Origin of the sequence: Trichocoleus desertorum AS-A10 (assembly GCF_039962155.1) — a bacterium.
Lineage (GTDB): Bacteria > Cyanobacteriota > Cyanobacteriia > FACHB-46 > FACHB-46 > Trichocoleus.
Map to the genome: position 1 here is coordinate 1 of NZ_JAMPKN010000054.1, position 19,539 is coordinate 19,539.

21 protein-coding genes and 1 pseudogene are annotated in these 19,539 nt (G+C 49.5%); 7 read left to right on the forward strand and 15 right to left on the reverse strand.

All coding sequences use genetic code 11. The annotated features are described in order from the left end of the window. Positions 1 to 670 precede the first annotated feature (670 nt). From NDA01_RS27785 to NDA01_RS27795, 3 genes are all read left to right on the forward strand, one after another. Positions 671 to 997 carry a tyrosine-type recombinase/integrase gene (locus NDA01_RS27785; RefSeq protein WP_348230586.1) on the forward strand — a complete coding sequence of 109 codons (327 nt, stop codon included), beginning with the start codon at positions 671 to 673 and terminating at the stop codon, positions 995 to 997. A 531-nt stretch (positions 998 to 1,528) separates the two neighbouring features. Further along, positions 1,529 to 4,354, forward strand: a complete 2,826-nt coding sequence (locus NDA01_RS27790) for an ATP-binding protein (RefSeq protein ID WP_348230568.1) — start codon at positions 1,529 to 1,531, stop codon at positions 4,352 to 4,354. Continuing rightward, positions 4,354 to 6,702 (forward strand): GAF domain-containing protein, encoded by a 2,349-nt coding sequence (locus tag NDA01_RS27795; protein WP_348230569.1) that lies wholly within the window; start codon positions 4,354 to 4,356, stop codon positions 6,700 to 6,702. The genes NDA01_RS27790 and NDA01_RS27795 overlap by 1 nt, the downstream gene beginning before the upstream one ends. A 367-nt stretch (positions 6,703 to 7,069) precedes the next feature. Here the strand turns inward: NDA01_RS27795 and NDA01_RS32090 are convergent. After that, positions 7,070 to 7,169 (reverse strand): annotated as a pseudogene (locus tag NDA01_RS32090) (IS6 family transposase); the annotation flags it as partial. Positions 7,170 to 7,364: 195 nt separating this feature from the next. Between NDA01_RS32090 and NDA01_RS27800 the strand changes: the two are divergent. Next, positions 7,365 to 7,736 carry a hypothetical protein gene (locus NDA01_RS27800; RefSeq protein ID WP_348230570.1) on the forward strand — a complete coding sequence of 124 codons (372 nt, stop codon included), beginning with the start codon at positions 7,365 to 7,367 and terminating at the stop codon, positions 7,734 to 7,736. 26 nt (positions 7,737 to 7,762) lie between these two features. Here NDA01_RS27800 and NDA01_RS27805 read toward each other — a convergent pair whose 3' ends face one another. The 7 genes from NDA01_RS27805 to arr all read right to left on the reverse strand — a co-directional run bounded on the left by NDA01_RS27805 (position 7,763) and on the right by arr (position 12,314). Beyond that, positions 7,763 to 7,951 (reverse strand): site-specific integrase, encoded by a 189-nt coding sequence (locus tag NDA01_RS27805; protein ID WP_348230571.1) that lies wholly within the window; start codon positions 7,949 to 7,951, stop codon positions 7,763 to 7,765. Between the two features lie 80 nt (positions 7,952 to 8,031). Further along, positions 8,032 to 9,030: an alpha/beta fold hydrolase gene (locus NDA01_RS27810; RefSeq protein ID WP_348230572.1), complete on the reverse strand. Its 999-nt coding sequence runs from the start codon at positions 9,028 to 9,030 to the stop codon at positions 8,032 to 8,034. A 265-nt stretch (positions 9,031 to 9,295) separates the two neighbouring features. Continuing rightward, positions 9,296 to 10,072, reverse strand: coding sequence for an SDR family oxidoreductase (locus NDA01_RS27815; RefSeq protein WP_348230573.1), 777 nt, complete (start codon positions 10,070 to 10,072; stop codon positions 9,296 to 9,298). Between the two features lie 142 nt (positions 10,073 to 10,214). Beyond that, entirely contained in the window at positions 10,215 to 10,598 is a 384-nt protein-coding gene (locus NDA01_RS27820; protein ID WP_190560151.1) for a nuclear transport factor 2 family protein, read from the reverse strand. Between the two features lie 90 nt (positions 10,599 to 10,688). Continuing rightward, the gene (locus NDA01_RS27825) at positions 10,689 to 11,309 is read right to left on the reverse strand and encodes a LysE family translocator (protein ID WP_348230574.1); all 621 of its coding nucleotides are present in this window, start codon (positions 11,307 to 11,309) and stop codon (positions 10,689 to 10,691) included. Positions 11,310 to 11,413: 104 nt separating this feature from the next. Then, positions 11,414 to 11,740 (reverse strand): hypothetical protein, encoded by a 327-nt coding sequence (locus NDA01_RS27830; RefSeq protein ID WP_348230575.1) that lies wholly within the window; start codon positions 11,738 to 11,740, stop codon positions 11,414 to 11,416. A gap of 157 nt (positions 11,741 to 11,897) precedes the next feature. Then, complete coding sequence (gene arr, locus NDA01_RS27835; RefSeq protein WP_348230576.1) at positions 11,898 to 12,314, reverse strand: NAD(+)--rifampin ADP-ribosyltransferase; 417 nt, start codon at positions 12,312 to 12,314, stop codon at positions 11,898 to 11,900. Positions 12,315 to 12,679: 365 nt separating this feature from the next. On the opposite strand from arr, the gene NDA01_RS27840 reads away from it, so the two are divergent. Further along, a complete protein-coding gene (locus NDA01_RS27840) occupies positions 12,680 to 12,883 on the forward strand; it encodes a DUF4177 domain-containing protein (RefSeq protein WP_348230577.1) in 204 nt (67 codons plus the stop codon). A gap of 376 nt (positions 12,884 to 13,259) precedes the next feature. Here NDA01_RS27840 and NDA01_RS27845 read toward each other — a convergent pair whose 3' ends face one another. The 4 genes from NDA01_RS27845 to NDA01_RS27860 all read right to left on the reverse strand — a co-directional run bounded on the left by NDA01_RS27845 (position 13,260) and on the right by NDA01_RS27860 (position 16,114). Beyond that, positions 13,260 to 13,727, reverse strand: a complete 468-nt coding sequence (locus NDA01_RS27845; RefSeq protein ID WP_348230578.1) for a hypothetical protein — start codon at positions 13,725 to 13,727, stop codon at positions 13,260 to 13,262. Between the two features lie 33 nt (positions 13,728 to 13,760). After that, positions 13,761 to 14,015, reverse strand: coding sequence for a hypothetical protein (locus tag NDA01_RS27850; RefSeq protein ID WP_348230579.1), 255 nt, complete (start codon positions 14,013 to 14,015; stop codon positions 13,761 to 13,763). A gap of 268 nt (positions 14,016 to 14,283) precedes the next feature. Continuing rightward, entirely contained in the window at positions 14,284 to 15,426 is a 1,143-nt protein-coding gene (locus NDA01_RS27855; protein ID WP_348230580.1) for a WD40 repeat domain-containing protein, read from the reverse strand. Positions 15,427 to 15,484: 58 nt separating this feature from the next. Then, positions 15,485 to 16,114, reverse strand: coding sequence for a hypothetical protein (locus NDA01_RS27860; protein ID WP_348230581.1), 630 nt, complete (start codon positions 16,112 to 16,114; stop codon positions 15,485 to 15,487). 698 nt (positions 16,115 to 16,812) lie between these two features. Between NDA01_RS27860 and NDA01_RS27865 the strand changes: the two genes are divergently transcribed. Then, positions 16,813 to 17,202 (forward strand): nuclear transport factor 2 family protein, encoded by a 390-nt coding sequence (locus NDA01_RS27865; protein WP_348230582.1) that lies wholly within the window; start codon positions 16,813 to 16,815, stop codon positions 17,200 to 17,202. A 336-nt stretch (positions 17,203 to 17,538) separates the two neighbouring features. Here the strand turns inward: NDA01_RS27865 and NDA01_RS27870 are convergent, their stop codons facing one another. Next, a complete protein-coding gene (locus NDA01_RS27870) occupies positions 17,539 to 17,919 on the reverse strand; it encodes a DUF6464 family protein (RefSeq protein ID WP_348230583.1) in 381 nt (126 codons plus the stop codon). A gap of 132 nt (positions 17,920 to 18,051) precedes the next feature. On the opposite strand from NDA01_RS27870, the gene NDA01_RS27875 reads away from it, so the two are divergent. Beyond that, positions 18,052 to 18,540, forward strand: a complete 489-nt coding sequence (locus NDA01_RS27875; protein WP_190441988.1) for a type IV pilin-like G/H family protein — start codon at positions 18,052 to 18,054, stop codon at positions 18,538 to 18,540. A gap of 13 nt (positions 18,541 to 18,553) precedes the next feature. On the opposite strand, the gene NDA01_RS27880 is transcribed toward NDA01_RS27875, so the two are convergent. Then, the gene (locus tag NDA01_RS27880; RefSeq protein ID WP_348230584.1) at positions 18,554 to 18,919 is read right to left on the reverse strand and encodes a hypothetical protein; all 366 of its coding nucleotides are present in this window, start codon (positions 18,917 to 18,919) and stop codon (positions 18,554 to 18,556) included. Between the two features lie 6 nt (positions 18,920 to 18,925). After that, a complete protein-coding gene (locus tag NDA01_RS27885) occupies positions 18,926 to 19,363 on the reverse strand; it encodes a hypothetical protein (RefSeq protein ID WP_348230585.1) in 438 nt (145 codons plus the stop codon). Positions 19,364 to 19,539: the final 176 nt, after the last annotated feature.

Here is a 19,539-nt window from a genome sequence, read left to right on the forward strand (position 1 = left end):
CAAGCTGCAATCGAGCTTATGCCAAGCGCATGGGGATTGAGCAGATGCCCAGAGATTGCAAAAGGGGAGGCTATCATTTGGAGAGAACGGGACTCAAAGGCACTCGCTTAATCATTGAGCCCTGGAAAGCGACCGTTTTATCAACGAGGTCAACGGGCTATGTCCCTGGTTCGCTCTCCTTTGTAAGCCCTTATGTCCCCCCAGCAGTTTCTTGCCTCATCTGCTTAAATACAACTGTAATACTTAGGAGCAAACCCTCAAAACTATGGGATAGAGTCTGTGGCTGAATTGATAAGCTTCAGTATCAACTGGGATGCCAATGATACTCATCCGCAAAATTGCTCAACCTGCTCAGCTACATGATGGAAGAGGCATAAGGAGAGAACATAGGCTAGGTGAGCATAGCTGTGGTGAATTTCCAAATTGCTGAGCGATCGCCTTCTAAGATGGACAAGACAGACTTGGAACCTTAAAAGCGATCAGCCCAGAACAGCCTTACAGCTCAAGTAAAAGGGGTCGAATTCAGTGCCTTTTCACAAGCTGTCATCTCTTCTGACAAAGTAGCAACGGCGAGAGAGTTTCTTAAGCTCACCCACACTTGGTAACCATTTCTCCTACAAGTAATGCACACCTGGAGTCCTTGCTCTGCTAGGGCGATCGCGATCGGGTACTGTTCGGCATCTGCCTCTACACAGGCTGCCGCATTAGTGAGGCCTGTTCGATGCTGACCACAGACGCTTATGACGGAGCAGGGGTGAGGGCAAAGCTGACCCTCCGCAAAGCCAACACGAAGGGGAAGCAGGAGACGCGGCAGATTCCCGTCAATTCGGTTCTTAAGGGATATCTGGAGATGTACCAAGCTGGGGCGAGTCAACAGTACCTCTTCCCCGGGCGGCACAGGCGCGGGCACATCAATCCCAAGCCAGCGGATGAAATTCTACGGGAGACGTTCGATCGCCTAGGGCTGGAAGGAGTTAGCACTCACAGTTTTAGATGAACCGCTCTAACCCACATGAGTAGCGCATGAATACCCCTGAGGGTGATTCAGGAGATCTCTAGGCCCTGGAGCTTACAGGCACTCCAACGATATCTGGAGGTGTCGGAGTTGGAACTAGAGGGGACGATCGCGGCTTTAAGTTTTTGCGTTGGACAGAATTGAACCTCTCTCGGTCAGAGTATGGAGCGCACATCATGCTGACTACATGGATTGTTCAAACGAATGTCGAGCTTGAATCAGCGTCCCCGATTTTGCTGCGACAGGCCTGCGCTGTGGAACAGCACCCCTTCTGCGAGACACGGTTTTGCAAACTCAGTGGAGTAGATGACTGATTTACTGAGTTTAACTCAATCCCTAGTTGCTGTATCCTGTAAATCAGGTGGAAATATCGAAGAGCTTGTGAGGACTCAGAGTTTTTCTGCCTTAACTAAATAAAGCCACTAGGCGGTATTGAAGATCAATCGCACCTGAAATATGCAGAAGGTTTCTGCTGCTCGATGGCTGAAAGCGAGCTAAGTGAGAATCTACTATATGGCCCTTCTGAACCAAGATTGTTCAGCTACAGGCAACTCCTACAAGATTCCGCTACGTCTGGTTTTAGTGATACCTTTTATCTTGCAAATTTCTGCAGCAGTGGGAGTAACTGGATGGCTCTCACTACGGAATGGGCAGAATGCAGTTAATGAGGTCGCTAGACAGTTACGGAACGAAGTTACTGCCCGGATTCAGCAGCACCTAGATACGTATTTGGAAACGCCCCATCTAGTCAATGCCATCAGTGCAGATGCTATTTCCCGCTTTTCGCTGTGGAATCCGAATGACATGAGTCGGATGAGAGGCTACTTGTTCTGGCAGTTGCAGCAGTTTCCCAATACAAGTTACATCAGTTTTGGTGGAGAACGGAAAGAATACGCCGGAGCTGGCTATCGGGATGACGGTACGCCTGTGATTGAAATTACCGATCGCTCCACTCGTTTTGTCAACACAATCATCAACGTCGATCGCCAGGGCAACCCAACAGGACGTAGGGAAACTCATCCCGATTATGACCCCCGCATAAGACCCTGGTATATAGGGGCAAAACAGGCGAAACGTCCTCATTGGAACTCCATTTACCAGTACTACATTCAGCCCAGCTTGGGCATTTCAGCTAGTCAGCCTGTGTATGATCAGACTGGAACTTTCCGGGGAGTGGTCAGTACTGATTTATATCTCTCAAGCATTAGTCAATTTCTACAAAATTTAAGGGTGGGGCGATCGGGGAAGACCTTTATCATTGAGCGCTCAGGGCTCATCGTCGCCTCATCCACTACTGAACAGCCATTTTTGACCAAAGCGGATGGTCAGGTCAGTCGGCTCCTAGCTACCGAAAGCAGCATTCCCCTAATTCGCTTTACAGCTCAGCATTTAATCGATCGCTTCGGTAGTCTTAGGCAGATTAATCACAGTCAGCAGTTTGACTTTATGCTGCAAGGTCAAAGAGAATTTGTGCAAGTCTTGCCTCTTTACGATGAACGGGGGCTGGATTGGCTAATTGTGGTGGTGGTGCCAGAATCTGACTTCATGGCACAAATCAACGCCAACACTCGCGCCACCGTTCTGCTCTGCTTGGGTGCATTGGTGCTGGCAGTTATTGTAGGAATTGCCACATCTCGCTGGATCACAAAACCCATTTTACGGCTCAGCGCTGCCTCCCAGGCGATCGCAACGGGCCATCTTGACCAAACCGTGACGGTCAAAGGCATTAATGAGCTAGAGGCATTGGGTCAGTCTTTTAATCAGATGGCAACCCAGTTAAAGCGATCGTTTGAGGAACTAGAAACCCGTGTTGCCGAACGGACCGTTCAGCTCAAAGCCGCGAAAGAAGCGGCGGATACGGCAAACCAAGCCAAAAGCAAGTTTCTAGCCAACATGAGCCACGAGCTAAGAACGCCGCTTAACGCCATTCTCGGTTTTTCTCGGTTGTTAGCACGCAATCCAGCTTTAGCATCCGCAGCCGCAGAATTAGAAATTATCAATCACAGCGGCGAGCACTTACTAGACCTGATTAACGACGTGTTAGAGATGTCGAAGATCGAGGCAGGACAAGTAACGCTGTATGAAAATCGGTTGGACCTATATCGCCTGCTCGATACGTTAGAAGAGATGCTGCAACTACAAACTAACGCTAAGGGTTTGCAGTTGATGTTTAGCCGTACTCCTGAAGTACCTCAATACGTGCGATCAGATGAAAGAAAACTGCGGCAAATCCTGCTTAACCTATTGGGGAATGCCATTAAATTTACTCAACAAGGCAGCGTAATCCTGCGCGTCAGCGTCTTAGAGCGGGTAGAAGAAACCGCCACAGCAGACGACAAAAATGCGCCCCCCCCTTCTGATACGCCCGCCCCTTCCTCCTCCCTGACGTTACGGTTTGAGGTGGAAGACACAGGTGTGGGCATTGCTACCAACGAGCTAGGAACCTTATTTGAGGCTTTTTCGCAAACCGAATCGGGTCTGAGATCTCAAGAGGGAACAGGCTTGGGATTACCGATCAGCCGTCAATTTGTCCGCCTGCTGGGTGGAGACATTACTGTGAATAGCACCTTGGGCAGTGGCACCATATTCACCTTTGAGATCCAGGTGGGGGATGCCGAAGCCGCTGTGACATTACAGCAAGCAGTCCAACGTGTGATGGGATTGGCACCCGATCAGCCCCCCTACCGAATTTTGGTAGTAGACGATCGCTCAACCAACCGTCAGTTGCTGGTGAGAATGCTGGCTCCTCTGGGCTTTGAGGTGCGCGAGGCTGAGAATGGACAGGCGGCGATCGCGCTGTGGCAACATTGGCAACCCCATCTGATCTGGATGGATATGCGAATGCCTGTGATGGATGGATATGCAGCAACCCAATACATCAAGGCACAACCACAAGGATCAGGGACCACTATCATTGCCTTATCCGCAAGTGTGTTGGATGCAGATCGAGCCCTGATCTTGGCCGCTGGGTGTGATGACTTTGTATGCAAACCGATACAAGAAGCGGCCATTCTTAACAAGATCGCTCAGTATTTGGCGGTAAGGTATAGCTACGGAACAAGCGATGCTCCGGTAAGCATGCAGCAAGACGGCAATTACCCAAACCAGCAAAATGCTAAGGCTGAGGGTTATAGGCTAGGTGTTGAAAGCTTAACAGTCATGCCGACTGAGTGGATTGCACAGCTCTACCAAGCAGCCGATCAAGTGAATAATACCTGGTTATTCCAACTGATTGCGGAAATTCCAGCAGAGCAAGCCCTTCTAGCTGACACCTTAAGTCACTGGGTTCATAACTTCCGTTGTGATAAAATTATTGCCCTAGTGGAGGGAGCATCTTGATGGATATCCCTCCGAATCAGATCCCCAAGGGAAATATTCTGATTGTTGACGATACACCAGAAAACCTGCACCTTCTGTCATCCACTCTAACGGAGCGAGGATACCAGGTTCGAGGCGTGATTGATGGGGTGATGGCCCTGAGAGTGGTCCGCTCAGCTCCACCGGATTTGATTTTACTTGACATCCAGATGCCTAGAATCAACGGCTACGAGGTTTGTCAACAGCTCAAGGCAGCAGAGCAAACCCGCGAGATTCCGGTGATTTTCCTGAGTGTTCTGGATGAGACCTGGGACAAAGTCAAGGCATTTGAGGTAGGGGGAGCCGACTATATTACCAAGCCCTTCCAGGCAGAAGAAGTCTTGGCCCGCATTGAAAACCAGCTTGCCCTCCAGGCGGCAAAGACAGAGATCCGTAACCTCAATGCAGAGCTAGAACAACGGGTACAGCAGCGCACAGAAGAGTTAGCCGCCGCGAACCAAGAGCTAAGAATAGAAATTACCCAGCGGCAACAAGCCGAAGCAACCCTACGGCAACAAGCCGAGCAGAAAGAATTGCTGGCAGAAATCACCCAGCGGATTCGCCAGTCCTTAAACCTTGATGCCATTCTGAATACAACGGTAGTGGAAGTTCGCCAGTTGCTCCGTGTCGAGCGCGTGTTAATTTATCGGTTTGAGCCAGATTGGAGCGGAGTCGTCATCGTGGAATCTGTGATTACGCCCAATCTGTCAATTTTAGGCAGAGCAGTCAAAGATCAGTGTTTTAGCGACGGCTATGCTAGGCAGTATCGACAGGGACGAGTGCTCAACATCGCGGACATTTATGCAGCAAATTTGTCGCCGTGTCACGTTGATTTATTGGCGGCTTTGCAGATTAGAGCCAATCTCGTTGTTCCGATTGTCCAAGAGCAAACCCTATGGGGGTTGCTGAGCGTAAATCAATGCACTCAGCCTCGACCGTGGAGTCCGCTTGAAATTGACCTGCTCAAGCAACTCTCCGACCAGGTCGCGATCGCACTGCAACAGTCACACCTTTATCAACAGGTGCAGCAACTCAATGCCAATCTGGAGCAACAGGTACAGGCGCGAACTGCTCAGCTCCAGCAGGCGCGAGACTTTGATGCCCTGCTAAAGCGAATTACCGATAAAGTTCGAGACAATCTTGACGAGAGACATATTCTGCAAACCGCTGTGCAAGAGCTGGCTTTGGGTTTAGGGGTGGCTTCATGTGACACAGCACTTTATGACCTGGGACAACAAACTGCAACCACCTGCTACGAGTACACGACCCTCAGCCGCCAAAAGCAAGGGAAAACTGTGTCGATGGCAGAGTTCCCAGAGATCTACCACCACCTGCTGCACCGTCAGTGGTTTCAATCTTGCGAACCTTATTTGGAATATGGTGCATTAACGCTCCTTGCCTGTCCTATTTTTGATGATCAAGGGGTCTTGGGTGATCTGTGCCTTTCTCGGCTCCAAGCAACAGTGTTTGTTGAACATGAGATTCGCCTAGTGCAGCAGGTGGCAAATCAATGTGCGATCGCGATTCGGCAAGCACGGCTCTATGCAGCCGCTCAAAGTCAGGTAGCAGCGTTAGAGAGCTTACATCAGATGAAGGATGACTTTCTCAGCACTGTTTCGCATGAACTGCGAACGCCCGTGACTAACATAAAGATGGCGATCAAAATGCTCAAAGTCACCTTAGCGCGTTCTGAAACTGCTGCTACCGACGAGCCAGCGATCACTGACATTTCTCAGTCAGCAAATGCTACCCCGAACTCGAGAGTTACCCAGTATTTACGAATTCTCGACAGTGAATGTGAACGAGAAATTAGCTTGATCAATGATTTATTAGATCTACAGCGGCTAGAGTTTACGTCAGCGCCATTGGTCACTGAACGCATTGATCTTAAACTTTGGTTATCTGCCTTATTAGAATCGTTTCAAGAACGGGCTGATGCTCATCAGCAGTACTTGCAGATTGAAATACCTGATTCGCCACCGCAGATTGAGTCTAATCCAGATGCACTCAACCGGATTTTGGTAGAACTGCTGCACAATGCTTGTAAATATACGCCGCCAGAAGAACGGATTGTGGTGAGTGTTGCAGTCGAGCAAAATCAGCTCCAGCTACGAGTCACCAATTTTGGAGCAGAAATTCCAGCCAGTGATCTCCCACAGATCTTTGACAAGTTCTATCGAGTTGCCCATGCCGATCGCTGGAAACAGGGTGGCACTGGACTAGGGCTGGCTCTTGTGCAAAAGCTAGTGAAGCGCTTGGGGGGAGCCATCGATGTCAATAGTGCTCAGGGAGAGACAACTTTTGTAGTCTCCTTACCAATAGTTGTGTAGCTAGTTAAACACATAGCTGTACTGAACGTTATGGTTAAGAACATCTTTTCATAGGTTCAAACTGGCGAAGCCTCAGAGGGTGACAGGAAGCTTGAAGTAACTATGTAGCGGGCAATAGAGCTGCTAAGTACAAAAAAAAGATAGGCTTGCCACTTGGACACAAGACTACCCTAGAAAATGCGGTTCTGTTGCAAAAACCATTGGAGAACAAACCGTTGACCTAATCTAGACTCAATTAAGCAACCCGCTCGAAAAATTTGAGACACGAATTCTAGCTTGGCTCGCATATCACCTTTTTCAATTCCCCTTCACTTGCCTTTGCGGAGCAGGCTCACCGCTTCAATTCCGCGCAAGGCTCGTCTTACCGGGTTGAAAGATTTGAAGCCCATCATTGGCTTGGTGATTTGCTTGATATTTCGATGATCTTGCCTAACCCTATTGTTTAAGTACTTCACCTGCCATAGTTGGGTTTCAGCTGGGATCTTAGGCGGGATAAAAGGTGAAACTAGCGCGAAGAAACACTAAAGAATTCGGGCTAATTCCCGAAATCAGAGGTACTATACGAAAATTTTTTCGGGCTCATGTCCAACTTGGGAGATTGGCAGAATTGATTTGGGCTAATTAAAAGTTGAGCCGAGACAATTTCATCAACGAGCATCATTATGCTAAACGAGAGTCCAGATCAGTTATGGGTTGAGCTTGTGGGTGGAATCATCCTCGCGCGAATTCGCGGGGTGGCTACAGCCGATCTCATACAGGAGTGTCATCAGCGCATTGTGATGTTGCAGAGAGACACGGGCTGCAAACAGGTGATGTACGATGCCTTGGAGCTTGAGCGCCCGCCGATAGAAATTGTGCTCACGCAGCAGGGGTTAACCGATGCGCTCAAGCAAGCTGATGTAAAAGTCGCGATAGTTGTGCCCAATACGGGGATTGCTTACCTGGCCCGCCTGGCGTTTGGCGAAGCCAATCATCGCGTGTTCTACAATGATATTGCCGCCGCAGTATCATGGCTAGCAGTAATTGATCAATGAAGGTTGCAAGGGCAGAAAGGGCGTGATCAAAACCCTGCGATCGCTTGCTCATTCAGCATGAGTGCATCCGATTTCAGGAGTTCAACATCTCTGACTCTCAATCCATCCCGGAACATTATTAACAGCAAAGTGCGGTCACGGGCTCTATGCCGTCCCTGCTTTTGAGAAACATTGCCGAAAATAGATAATGCCGTATTTTTTGTAGTACGCCTCAAATCATTGAGAGCTCAAGCGATCGCAACTCAAATAATGCCGAAGATAGTCATTTTCGGCATTGTCGCTAGCTACTAAAGCGTTAGGTGATGCTACTACAACGCACTTTTTCAACAACTTGGCGAATTGCAGCAATGACAGATTCTGGTTGGTCGAGTTGGATGGCATGTCCACTGTTGTGCACAATTGTGTGAACACCCTGAGGTAACTCACTCGCTAGATCTCCATGTAATTCTTGCAATTTCTCAAGCACCTCTTGGGTGATGTCGAAGTCGGGCTCTCCAGACGACAAGGCGATGAGAGGAATGTCAGGAAATGAATTTGTCTTTCGTACCTGCTCAACCTGATTTATACTGGCTGAGACCGCAGCTGACTCCTGAGCAAAGGCTTTCCCAAACTGAGTTTGAGAATAGATTGCTTTAGCAAGCGGGCGCAGTGCAGGTGGGAATTTTTGGAATAAACCAGCCGCCATCGGTAAAACATCAAACGTCACGAGCAAACGCAGCAAACCTATGTGTCCCATGATTGGCAACACATGAACTAATAGCCCTTCAAGCCGTTTGTTCAATTCAACCCACTCGGCTGGGGTCTCCTCGTACATTCTCTCGTGCGCTACATCGACTAAAACCATCCCAGCCACTTCCTCTGGATAGTGATAGGCAAATAAACGACTGAATAAACCCCCTAAAGACATGCCGACTAAGACATAAGGTGGTTCAATCTCAATCTCACGCAAAAGTTGCCGCAACTCTCTAACGATTTGCTCAGCTGTGCGGGGTTCTGAACTGAAATCACTCCAGCCATAGCCTGCGCGATCGTAGGTCAAAACTCTCGTAAATTTCGCAACCTCAGGTTGTACGAGTTGCCAATCGATGTGAGTCCCTCCGGCTCCACTATCCAAAATGACGGTGGGGAGCCCTTCGCCCATCACTTGGTAGTGCCAATGATTGCCGTCGATTGCAATTAATTTTCCAGGTGGCAGAAATCTGCGGCGATCGCGTCTTGTAGCTAGTGTTTGATAAATTGCTCCGAACCCGACTACTCCTATCAACACTCCCAGAGACACCACAAGCCATAGCATTCTATTGTTCCTTCAAGCTTAAGTCCGTTTGCAATATCCCACAGATGACTTTTCAATGGTGATTCAAGCGCTCCCTTGAGCCGCATAGCGATCCAATCACCCGTCGCAGACAACCTCTCGTACTCAACCAACCAAAACGACTCATTTTCGGCAATGATGCTAGCTATGACGGCAAAAATCTACGGCGGCATCGGACTTTGCAATCGCTCAGACGAACTTCTTCTGTCCGCTGCGCTGGCTGGTTAGCCTACGCTAGCACTTAGATCTACACTCCACCTCCTGTGGAATTGAGAACTTGTCCTGTAATCCACTGAGCCTCATCGCTCACAAGCCACCCAACGAGACGCGCTGCATCTTCTGGTTGTCCCCAACGTCCTTGTGGATGAGCTATCCGAATTGATTCATACAGCTCAGCAGAGGCATAACCTGTGTCTGTTGCGCCAGGATTGACTGTATTTACAGTAATGCCCCGTGAAATTAAATGAGCTGACAAACTCAGTGTGAGTTGATGAAGTGCACCCTTGGAAGCAACATACGCTAACTCTCCAGGCATCGGGTTAAGATGCTGTCCAGAAGTAAGAAGAACCAATCGGCCTCCAGAGCGACCATCATGTTGAGCCGCAAACGCTTGCACTAATAATAACGTCCCTCGCACATTCACTTGTAAATGCTTGTCAATTTCTGCTGCGGTTAATTCTTCCAAGCTCCCCATCGTACTGTAAGCGTGATTGGCAATCAAAATATCGATATGACCAAAGGCTTGTATAGCAGCGTTCATCAGTTGTTGGGGAGCCATGCAGTCGAGCAGGTCTGCTTCAGCATGAGCAATACGCATGCCCTGTTGCTGAAGGCCTTCAATAATTGCAGAAATTCCATCTGGGTCAGCACCCCAAGGTTGACTGGCATCAAAGGGTGAAAAAGAATGAATAAATACGTCTGCACCTAGCATCGCTAGTTGTTGGGCGATCGCAAAGCCAATCCCTTTGCGCCGACTCACACCAGTCACAAGGGCAACACGACCTGTTAATCCAGCTTCGGGCAAACCATCAAATCCTCGGCACTATTCAACAGCTAGCTCTAACTTGGAAACGCAGCCAGCTAAGGTTGCCTATCACTCGCCATAGATCACCTTTGTAGCATACTGATAACTCTCAACGGTTGGTGTGTATGCGCGTTGTTCGTTGTTAGGCACCGAGGCCAGACGATGAAAGTGGGCAAACTTCCATGGCTTGAATCAAGCCATGCTTAATGGTGAAACGGTGGCCGACGTGCTCATCGGCAAGCACGGCTCCGGACAGATCGCGCACAACCTGATGCACCTCGACCCAGACCTGCCCATCCTCCTCCGGGTGAAAGGCAACCGGCTCGACGTGGGGATTGATCTCACTCCACTGCTCCGTCCAGTAAGCGCGGACTGCTTCAGGAGTACGAACAAAACCGCCTTTGAATGCCTTCGGCCAAGCCACGTCGGGAGTCATGAGGACGAGGGCGGCATCAATGTCACGCGCGTTGAAGGCTGCGTATGCTGCGCGTAGCAGTTTGATTTCTGGTACAGGTTGCTCTGGCATAAGCGGTAGGTGAAGGAGAGGGGACAGTTTCTAACTCTTTGTTGCAGCGGACAAAAGCGCAGCTTTTTGGCTGTCCACTGCAACAAAGAGTTAGAAATCGCGGGCATAGTGGAGGCCAAGTTCAGCCGCCCTCCCAATGGATACGAGGCCAAACCAGCCCAATATGCTAGCAAGTAACTTCATCGTTAGGCGGTAGCCACGGCTCTCCAAGGACGGGAAACAGCGGACGGCAAGAACGGCAATAGCAACCTTGGAAGCGATCAGGGTTCCAATCGCTGTTACTATGAAGACAACGCTCTCGGCGGTAGAGCCGCGAATGATGTAGTTCCCGCCAACCGTAAACCAAAAGAGATAGGGACCTGGGTTGAGAAGGTTTACCTTCACGGCTGTAGCGAGGGAGCTTTGTGATTCAAGCTTTCCGGTTAACGAAATGTCGTTGACGCGAAACATCCTTGCGGATAGCCAAAGCAGATAGGCTCCTCCAACCAAACTGAGAGCCGCAGCAAATAGTTTGATACTCTTGAATTGCGAGAGAAACCAAAGTGCCGCGATGATGATTGGGCCATCGGTAATCAAGGGTGCAAGGCTTGCTCGCACTCCGGCGATAAGCCCTCTCGATAAAGCTTGTTGAATTACGATGACACCGAGTGGCCCCGGTTTAAGACCCGCAGCCAATCCGAATGAGAGTGCGGAAAGGAAGAATTCGTTCATTGACAATTTCTAACGTTCCCGTTCGCCCGCTACCGATTGCCTCTGCATCCTCAACAATCGCTTCCCTCAGTGGTGTGCAACGGGATTTGTTGGGTTGTGCAATTCTACTCAAGTTCTTGTAAAGCTGCTTTCGTCCATTCATCCTGAAGCTTCGCTTGGACTTCAACACTAACAAGTTTCATATCGTCACCATTCTCGAAATTGTATACGGCTTCAGGACACGGCTGACCGTTTTCACCTACTTTATATACTTCTAACCCCAAACCCATATCGATCAGCATTCCCGAAAGTACGACTTTCCTGCTGGCTCCGTAGCACATTGGCAGGAGGTCCTGCAAAGCTAGTTTCTCTCGAACCCGCTTAAAAGCCTCAAAGCAATGCCAATCCGTTTCTTCAACCTGACCTTCAGCCACCACAACTTTATGTCGCATTTAGTGCGTCGTCTGCTATTGTCAGTTCAATCTCGACCACCTAATTCAACTTTTGCTACGAGCAACTGAGCATTAGCGTCTCTCAATCAGATTTCAGGTTGACCAACGGCTTGTTCTGAATGCGCGATCGGACCCCTCGCAACTCGTGTAGAGTAACTCAGTCATCGATGGGCTCCAAACCCGCGATGCGGTCCTTCATCGCTTGGATGACCTCCGGAGAGTGTCCCTGCCAGTTCAGGTATTCGCTCACCACCCGCAGGGGCTCCCGCGAGCGGTAGGACTTTGTCGGATTCCCCGGATACTTCTTGTCCGTCAGGTTGGGGTCATCCATAAACGAGCCGGTTGGTTCCACTAAGTAGATGCGGCCTGGACCTTGGCCCCTCGCCAGCTCCGCTCCCCAAGTGGCCGCGTCCAGCGTCTCGCTGAAGTAGACCCACTGCGATCGCCGCTCGGTGTAGTTGGAGGCATAACCAGGCTGAATCAGGTCGCCAGGCTTGAGGTCTGCCCGGGTGCCATGGTAGAAACGCCGTGAGCGGGTACTGGAGGGCGTCGATGGGGTGGCGGGATTGCTCATGGGGCTGCTAGGTCTCGCCGGATGTTCTATCGATAACGCTTCGATGCACTACAACCACCTAAACTGTTGCGATCGCTTCACCAATTCCACGTATGGCCAAAATGTCGTGTTAACTAACAACTTTCGTAAATTTTACGATCGCTTCAACCTGAGTTGCAATTAGGAATCGCTTGAACCCATGCTGGACCAAGCTTTGTGTGATTATTCTATTTATAGAGATTATGACAATCGATAGCAACGAGCAACGGGGGAGCTGAGTTTTCAGAGATTTGGCCTGGGGGCGATCGCCTCTAAGCTCAGACTTTGTAGTGAGAGATGAGTATCGGAAAAATTTAGGGTAATTTTGAAACTCTTTAGAGAAGGCCATGGGTGAGTGGGAATATAAAACGATTAAGTTCTTTGCTCAAGGAACATTCGGGGCAGGAAAGATCAACGAAATAGAACTTGAGGATGTATTGAACGAAGCGGGAGCTAGAGGCTGGGAGTTAGTGTCAATTCTTCCTGGCACACGTGCTAATGGGGAACTGTGGGATTTTGTGGCAGTACTCAAGCGGGAGGTTATTTCGTAAGCTTGCAGACCGATCGCCCGCTTGAGGTAAGATTCCCTCTCTCCGTTGAACTACCCGAAAAACCTCTAAAACCTCAACACCTTTAATCCAGCAAACCTAAGGTGTTGATCGCGGTGGTGGCACGTTCGCACCAGACAGCACTCATTGGCACAGTCTGTCATGCTAGGAGGAGAACCGACAGTAGCAATCCATCACATAGGGCACCATTTGGCACGTTCTGACACAATTTACGGATATTGTGCTGCTGCTGCACCTTATTTGACGATCGCTAATCCTCCACATAAATCAAATCTTTTGGGTCCAAATCCACTCGCTCGCCTCTGGGGTTTTTGCCGCTGACCCATAAGCGACCAGAACTCGTGAACAAAGTTTTGCTCTAGCTGGGACAGCTGATCTTTTCAGTTTGATTTTGATAGGTCAATCGGCCTAACGTAGTATGAGTAAAGATATGAAAGTCAAAATTGGCGACCCCTACACCTGTCTCACCCACGACTTCTAAAGTTAACTGTCCACTATGTCCTGAGCTTCCTTGCTCAGAAATCACATAGTTTTTGCCAGAGGTCGGAGCCACCAATTTCACGTCGCCGACTCGCGCTCGGATCGCTGGACAAGTACTGACTGATTCGACAATGCTTTTGTAGTTACCAAATTCTTGATAGGCCCATTGCTGCCGATCCTTCGCAGAAGCGATCGCGCCTGGGAAACTGCCATAATGCAGCCACAGCAGCGCCAGAGTCAGCATAAACGGCACCCAGGTTCTGAGCAATAAAACCTTTACATTGGCATGAGCACGCCTACGTTGAAATTGACAAGCAAGACGAATCCCCAGAAACGATAGCGCCATGAAAAACAACACAGTGACCCCGAAAGTAAGGGGTCACTGTGCTTGCATAAATTGCGGCAGCCTTGAAATGACTCTACCTATCAGCGGTCCCGCTATGGCACCGAGCCACGGAGAGGTGGGCTTAATTGCTGCTTCCTGTCTTAAGCTTCGCTGAACCACCAGAGCTGTTGTATAGACCCCAAGGCTAAAGAAAACAATTACTGTCCATAGCCATAACTCAAACCAGCCCGGAATGGTCATATCGCGATAGTTGACGAGATGAAAGAACACAGTCGGGAGAGCACCCACTATTGCAACGGCTAGCCCTCATAACAGGACGAATAGTGCCGCTCTACTTCTACTCATGGGGCAATTACCTTTTACTCATTGTTAGATAAGTTTGGCAATTTAGCGATCGCATTCACCCAGATGTGTAGGACCAGACTCATCGCCAGCCGCTTTACCCTGTGCTTCAAAGTGAGATTGTTGGGAAACAGGTGGCCATGGAACCATCCTGCCTAGGCAGATTCTACGTGCGGCTCAAGTAGAGTGAGGATTTTATCGCTCGAGTCCTGACTCAACGAATGACCTGAATCGTTTGGTTATCAATCACAATTGCCATCTGTTGCCCATCCTGGCTGAAGACCACCCTGGTTGGTCCGGATTTGTATTTTAGGGCTGAAGGAAACTCCCACCTCTGGTTGGTTTGAAAATTACTGATATGGTATCCAATTACATCAGACCCATAGACATAGGTTTGTCCATCCGGACTGAGTGCTAAAAGGTTAGCAGTTCGGTCGATGGAAAGCCGCGAAAACCGTTGTAACTTTCCCGTTTTAATCTGCCAATGATGAAGGTAGCTAAAGATGCCATCGTTGGCAAACGCGATTACGTCTGGCTCATTAGGACTGAAAACAATATCCACAATCGACAACAAATTACCCTCATATCTTGCTTGCAGTTTGGCTTGCAGCTTTCGGGTCTTGAGATTCCACAGATGCAGTTGAGAATTGCCGTTGGCCAGAGTGGTAAACCCTACCACAGCACTGTCTGGGCTAAATGCTAAGCGGTCAATGTAGGTAACAGGCGACCCTGTGACTTGTTGCAACGTTCCCTGCGGGACATTCCAGATGCGGACTCCCGATTGAAGTTTGTTAGAACGGCTGCTGATACTTGTGGCCAGGACGCGACTATTCGGGCTGAACTCAACCTGGCAAATAGCAGTGTCAGGGATTTGCATCTGACCTGGAGCTGGAGGAGTTTGCAGCGGATGATCTTGAATAGGTCGAGTCCACTGAGATTCCCCTGTTTTGAGATCCCAAACATTGAGTTCGATCTTACGCTTACCTTGTACCTTTGGAGCTTCACGCGACTCTAGGAGACCTGCGGCAAACTGCCCGTCAGGACTGAGAGCGATATCACAGAAGGCAAAGCCCGCTTTGGCTGGAAAGGTTGAAATTCTTTGGCCTGTCTTCAAGCTCCACAGTTCGGCAGATTGTTTAGTGGCTCCATCAGTCAATAAGGTTTCGCCGTCTGCACTAAATTCTAGTTGGGTCGCACTCGTCGGCAACGAGACGCGCAGCGTGGGACGCTCCCAAGATTTTGTCGAGTTCGGCGTTGCGCGAGGCACAGCGTTGGGAATCTGTTGTGCAAGAGCACTGGAGGCGATCGCCCAGCAGACAAGCCCTGACACCCAGGCGAGTGCAATAGTAGATTTCATCAGAAAAGCTCGGTATGCGGAAAACTGCATTGCTGAGGTACCAGGTTCTAACAGGCTTCTAGTAAGGTAATGAAACGGGACGGAGGTAGCTGGGGGAGTGACGCACAAAGCAGTTTGCCCCTGGAATATACATCCAGCGCTGGCCGGCTGAATCGGTACCAAACGTATTGATGCCCTTGAGCCGCGTCGAGAACTGCGTCCCCAACGGATAGCTCTTGACCACTCGCCCACCCGGAGTAGCACGGCAGTTCAGTGACGTAGAATCAGTGACTTTCCACAGGGGATGATTCCAGGAGTAGTCAGCACTGAGGGACCCGCTTCCCGGATCTCCGGGATAATTCCCATTCCTCGCCACAGGCAAGTTTTCGACTAAGTTCACCACGAATTTGGTGCCCACAGGCGATTCACACCGACTCCCACTTTGCGCGATCCTCCATTCAGATCTCAGTGCTACCCCACCCCCAGCCAAGCGGGTGCGATTCAACGCAATCGTGCCCTTGCAACCCGTGTCCGGTTTGCCCACAAAATCCTCAAAGGTTCCTGTGTAGGTAACGTTGTTCGCAGCTGTCTTTTGGGTCAAGATTGTGATGCCTCCGTTGACTTGCTTCCCTCCTGCAAGGGTGGTATAGCTACCACTGTTTTTAGGCAAACCCGCAAGCTCAGGACTGCCAGACTCATTGAGGTTCATGATGGTTGTCCCGTTCGTGGACCTATAATGGGCAGCTTGGGCTGGGAGAGTGGTAGCCACGAAGAACGTTATAGAAATTAGTAAGAGACGAGAAAACTTCATGCTGAATGGTGGAGGGGTTGAGCGTTGCCTTTGAATTCACTACAGGCAAGCTTGATTCCAAAGAAGCTATGCCACTTCTGTAACTGGTCTGCAACTCGAGAGATGGGGCCGCAAAAAGGATAAGAAACCTCTGACTCTGCTAACTGACACTTGCACAAAAGTTTTCTCATCGCGTTCGCCAGAAGTGGGTAAAAGCGGAAACATCATCGCTCTAAGCTGTTTCAGTCTTCACCTTTCCTGAAACCTTGGCAAAAAACAGAAGGTGTCGGCTCTAGCTACGCCCTGAGCGATCGCTCTCTCAATCTAAGCACTACAGCGATTGAGTGAGTTTGAGACTGTAGCTGAGATGGTGCTTTGAGATGAGCGGCTTTGGTGGTTTAGCAACGGCAAGTACGCTCAACAATCCATAGAGACATTCTCATCTTGCCGCAACGCTCTCATGGTTGAAAGCTGAACTGATTGGAAGGTGGCATCATCCATTTACAAAAACTGTTGATGGATTCTATGATTCACGAAAAGAACTGGTTCTGCCATGAGTCAGGATCGGAAATTGAAACTTGCTAACTCAATGAGACATCAGCGTAGAGGAAAATAACGTGTCAACAGAAGAGATTGCAGCGTTACTCACGACTTACTTTGACAACATGACAGCGATGAATCCAGAAGGCTGGTTAGGGATTTTTTCAGAAGAGGCTGTAATCCATGACCCTGTTGGAGCTCCGCCAAAGCATGTCCACCAGGATGCTCAGCATCTCTTTAAGGTGTTGGCTCACTTCTTTGAAACGATAGAACTCTCAAAAGACAACATTTTCTTTGTCAAGAATGGAGCAGCGGTCAAATGGACGATGCAGGTTGTTGCCAAAAACGGTCGTCATGCCACAGCTGAGGGAATCAGTGTCTTTGAAATCAATGATGCTGGCAAGCTTCAAACAGTGTCGTCTTACTGGGATGAAGCCGCCATGATGATGAAACTGAAGGACGACTGAATCAAGGATGCCCATGTCTGCGATCCCAGAGTCGAGCCTTACAGGGTTTACGAGATTCCTTGCGAAAGTCAGGCAAAAGGTAATACCGCAAGCTTGGCGATCGCTTTCTCTCGTAAGGCGCGAACTCTAGAGTCTGCCCCTAATACTGGGGTTAGGGTCCAAGTGCACCCCATCTCTAAAGCACTAAAATTTTGTTGTTGAGCACGTTTCGCAAGGGCTCGAAACGTTGAGTTTGTCTGGCTAGCGCATCCCCACGAGCTAACCCCTAGCCTCCGAGTCAACCTTGCAGTCGCCCATCATCCTGAATTGGATGAGTGGCAACCCAGACTTCTAACCTCACCCTTCGAGATCCTTAAAATCTGAGCATGTTTCACACGGCCCTGCTGGATTCACAGTACATCGTAGATGAGGCGAGCGTGCGGAGTGAGCACAGTTTGGATCACCCAAAGGTTTTCGCCAGGCTTCCACATCAGCTCTCAATTGAGCCTCTCTTGCAGCTACCCATGCTTTGTGATTCTGCCATCGCTCCCACGTTCTAAATACGCCCAGGGGGAAAGAGATTGCAATAGCACCAACAGCAATCGGAACCGTGATTGAACGCGGCCCGATATTGAATTGAACGCAGAAACTGGCAATCAACATGACTAGGAGAAGGTAACCATCAAAGTTAAGGCGATAGCGGCGCACAAAGGATCGAATGGCTGGCTGAATTCGCATGATTGGGAGCTTACTTCTTCCACTAAGCTACAACCTTTTTTACCCAGTAGGCCGACTCCAAATAGTTACTGCGATCGCGTTTCCTCCCCCGCTTCCATCGGGAACTCTAAGCCTATCCCTCTCAGCAACAGCATGAAACGATTCTTGGTGCCAGCAGCAGTGATTACTTTCCTGGCTGCAAATGCAGTTATCTTGTCTGATTCGTGCATTTTTTTAACAATGGCTTGCAAGAGGATGGAAGCAGACGGAAAGGCGGTTACCGAGACAGCAAATCGGGTACAGCAAGTCCACTACTTTGAGCGTGGAAAATTTATCGAGTCAATGGATGCTCTCGATATAGGTGTTAAGCCCCAGATGAACTGGTATGCCCATTCAATGCAAGTTACGCCAACATCAGCATTTTTCTATGCGGTGCCAACTGGAAAGATGGCTTCCTTTCGCAGAGGATATGTTGGGGCCGTGTTTCCGAATAAAGCAAGCAAGGACGACATAGACAACGTGCCATTAGAAATTGTTTGCGAGGCTGTGGGCCGGAAAGCAATTCTCAAAATCAAGCCCTTACTTCAGAATGGCTCTCCTACTTGCCCTGAAGGAAGCGTTCAGACGAAAAGGCCCAGGTAGATTAATGTGCCGCTTAAACTGACTCATCCTTCCAGCCACAATACTCACAATCCCAATGCACTGTTGGAGTTTTCAAACCAATGCCAGTTTCACATTGAGGGCATCGACCTGTGAACATTGGATGTGAGTCAAGTAGTGCTAGCTTCTCCAACCGTGACCACCACTGATGTGGAGTAACGATTAGCTCTCCGTTATAGTAGCTAGCCCCCTCCGGCTCCCACAGTTCTTCTGGATCGGCTGTAGGGTCACACTGAAAATCTGAACAAGCATCACCACTCACACCACTCGGATGATTCGTGCAAACTAGATGAGGATTATGAGCATAGAAAAGGCAGCGATCGCACTTTGGCAGCTTACGTCTAACGCTCGGCTCACTCATCACTCCTCAATCCTCATCCTTCACTTCCAACTGATAGATCCGGTTGGAGGGGTGCTCTGCCATCAACCGCCAGTAATAGCCATTGGGGGGTGGTTGGGCTCTTGATCCACATCGATAAAGCAGGGTTGGCTCGTCTTTTCTAATCCCATCCTTCACTGCCTTTTCTAGCTTGAGATTGGGTGCCGTATCGTTGTACCAAACAATGTGAGCGGTGCCGTAGTACCCAGCATTCAAAAGACTTGCGAACAGCCATTCCATGATGGGTTGAATTACTTCCATGGGAACGCCACACTCACTCTGCCCATAGCTGCTAATAGTAAGGGTAGGAGGATCACTGGTTGGTTGAGGTAGCAAGGGTGTGAAGAGGGAGCGAGCCAAGGTAAGGAATCGACCTGGCGGGGAGGGAGCGAGCCAAGGTAAGGAATCGACCTGGCGGGGGGACATAAGGGCTTACAAAGGAGAGCGAACCAGGGACATAGCCCGTTGACCTCGTTGATAAAACGGTCACTTTCCAGGGCTCAATTGCAATAAGGCATTGACCAAATCCGCACAGGTGTCGACAAAGTTGACCCAGCCATAGGCATACAAACCCGTATAAAAGTAGCTATGTCTAGGACGGC

Coding starts and splice junctions, on each gene's coding strand:
- NDA01_RS27790 (WP_348230568.1), top strand. CDS start 1,529: ATGGCCCTTCTGAACCAAGATTGTTCAGCTACAGGCAACTCCTACAAG.
- NDA01_RS27795 (WP_348230569.1), top strand. CDS start 4,354: ATGGATATCCCTCCGAATCAGATCCCCAAGGGAAATATTCTGATTGTT.
- NDA01_RS27800 (WP_348230570.1), top strand. CDS start 7,365: ATGCTAAACGAGAGTCCAGATCAGTTATGGGTTGAGCTTGTGGGTGGA.
- NDA01_RS27810 (WP_348230572.1), bottom strand. CDS start 9,030: ATGCTATGGCTTGTGGTGTCTCTGGGAGTGTTGATAGGAGTAGTCGGG.
- NDA01_RS27820 (WP_190560151.1), bottom strand. CDS start 10,598: ATGCCAGAGCAACCTGTACCAGAAATCAAACTGCTACGCGCAGCATAC.
- NDA01_RS27825 (WP_348230574.1), bottom strand. CDS start 11,309: ATGAACGAATTCTTCCTTTCCGCACTCTCATTCGGATTGGCTGCGGGT.
- NDA01_RS27830 (WP_348230575.1), bottom strand. CDS start 11,740: ATGCGACATAAAGTTGTGGTGGCTGAAGGTCAGGTTGAAGAAACGGAT.
- arr (WP_348230576.1), bottom strand. CDS start 12,314: ATGAGCAATCCCGCCACCCCATCGACGCCCTCCAGTACCCGCTCACGG.
- NDA01_RS27840 (WP_348230577.1), top strand. CDS start 12,680: ATGGGTGAGTGGGAATATAAAACGATTAAGTTCTTTGCTCAAGGAACA.
- NDA01_RS27845 (WP_348230578.1), bottom strand. CDS start 13,727: ATGGCGCTATCGTTTCTGGGGATTCGTCTTGCTTGTCAATTTCAACGT.
- NDA01_RS27855 (WP_348230580.1), bottom strand. CDS start 15,426: ATGAAATCTACTATTGCACTCGCCTGGGTGTCAGGGCTTGTCTGCTGG.
- NDA01_RS27860 (WP_348230581.1), bottom strand. CDS start 16,114: ATGAACCTCAATGAGTCTGGCAGTCCTGAGCTTGCGGGTTTGCCTAAA.
- NDA01_RS27870 (WP_348230583.1), bottom strand. CDS start 17,919: ATGCGAATTCAGCCAGCCATTCGATCCTTTGTGCGCCGCTATCGCCTT.
- NDA01_RS27875 (WP_190441988.1), top strand. CDS start 18,052: ATGAAACGATTCTTGGTGCCAGCAGCAGTGATTACTTTCCTGGCTGCA.
- NDA01_RS27880 (WP_348230584.1), bottom strand. CDS start 18,919: ATGAGTGAGCCGAGCGTTAGACGTAAGCTGCCAAAGTGCGATCGCTGC.
- NDA01_RS27885 (WP_348230585.1), bottom strand. CDS start 19,363: ATGTCCCCCCGCCAGGTCGATTCCTTACCTTGGCTCGCTCCCTCCCCG.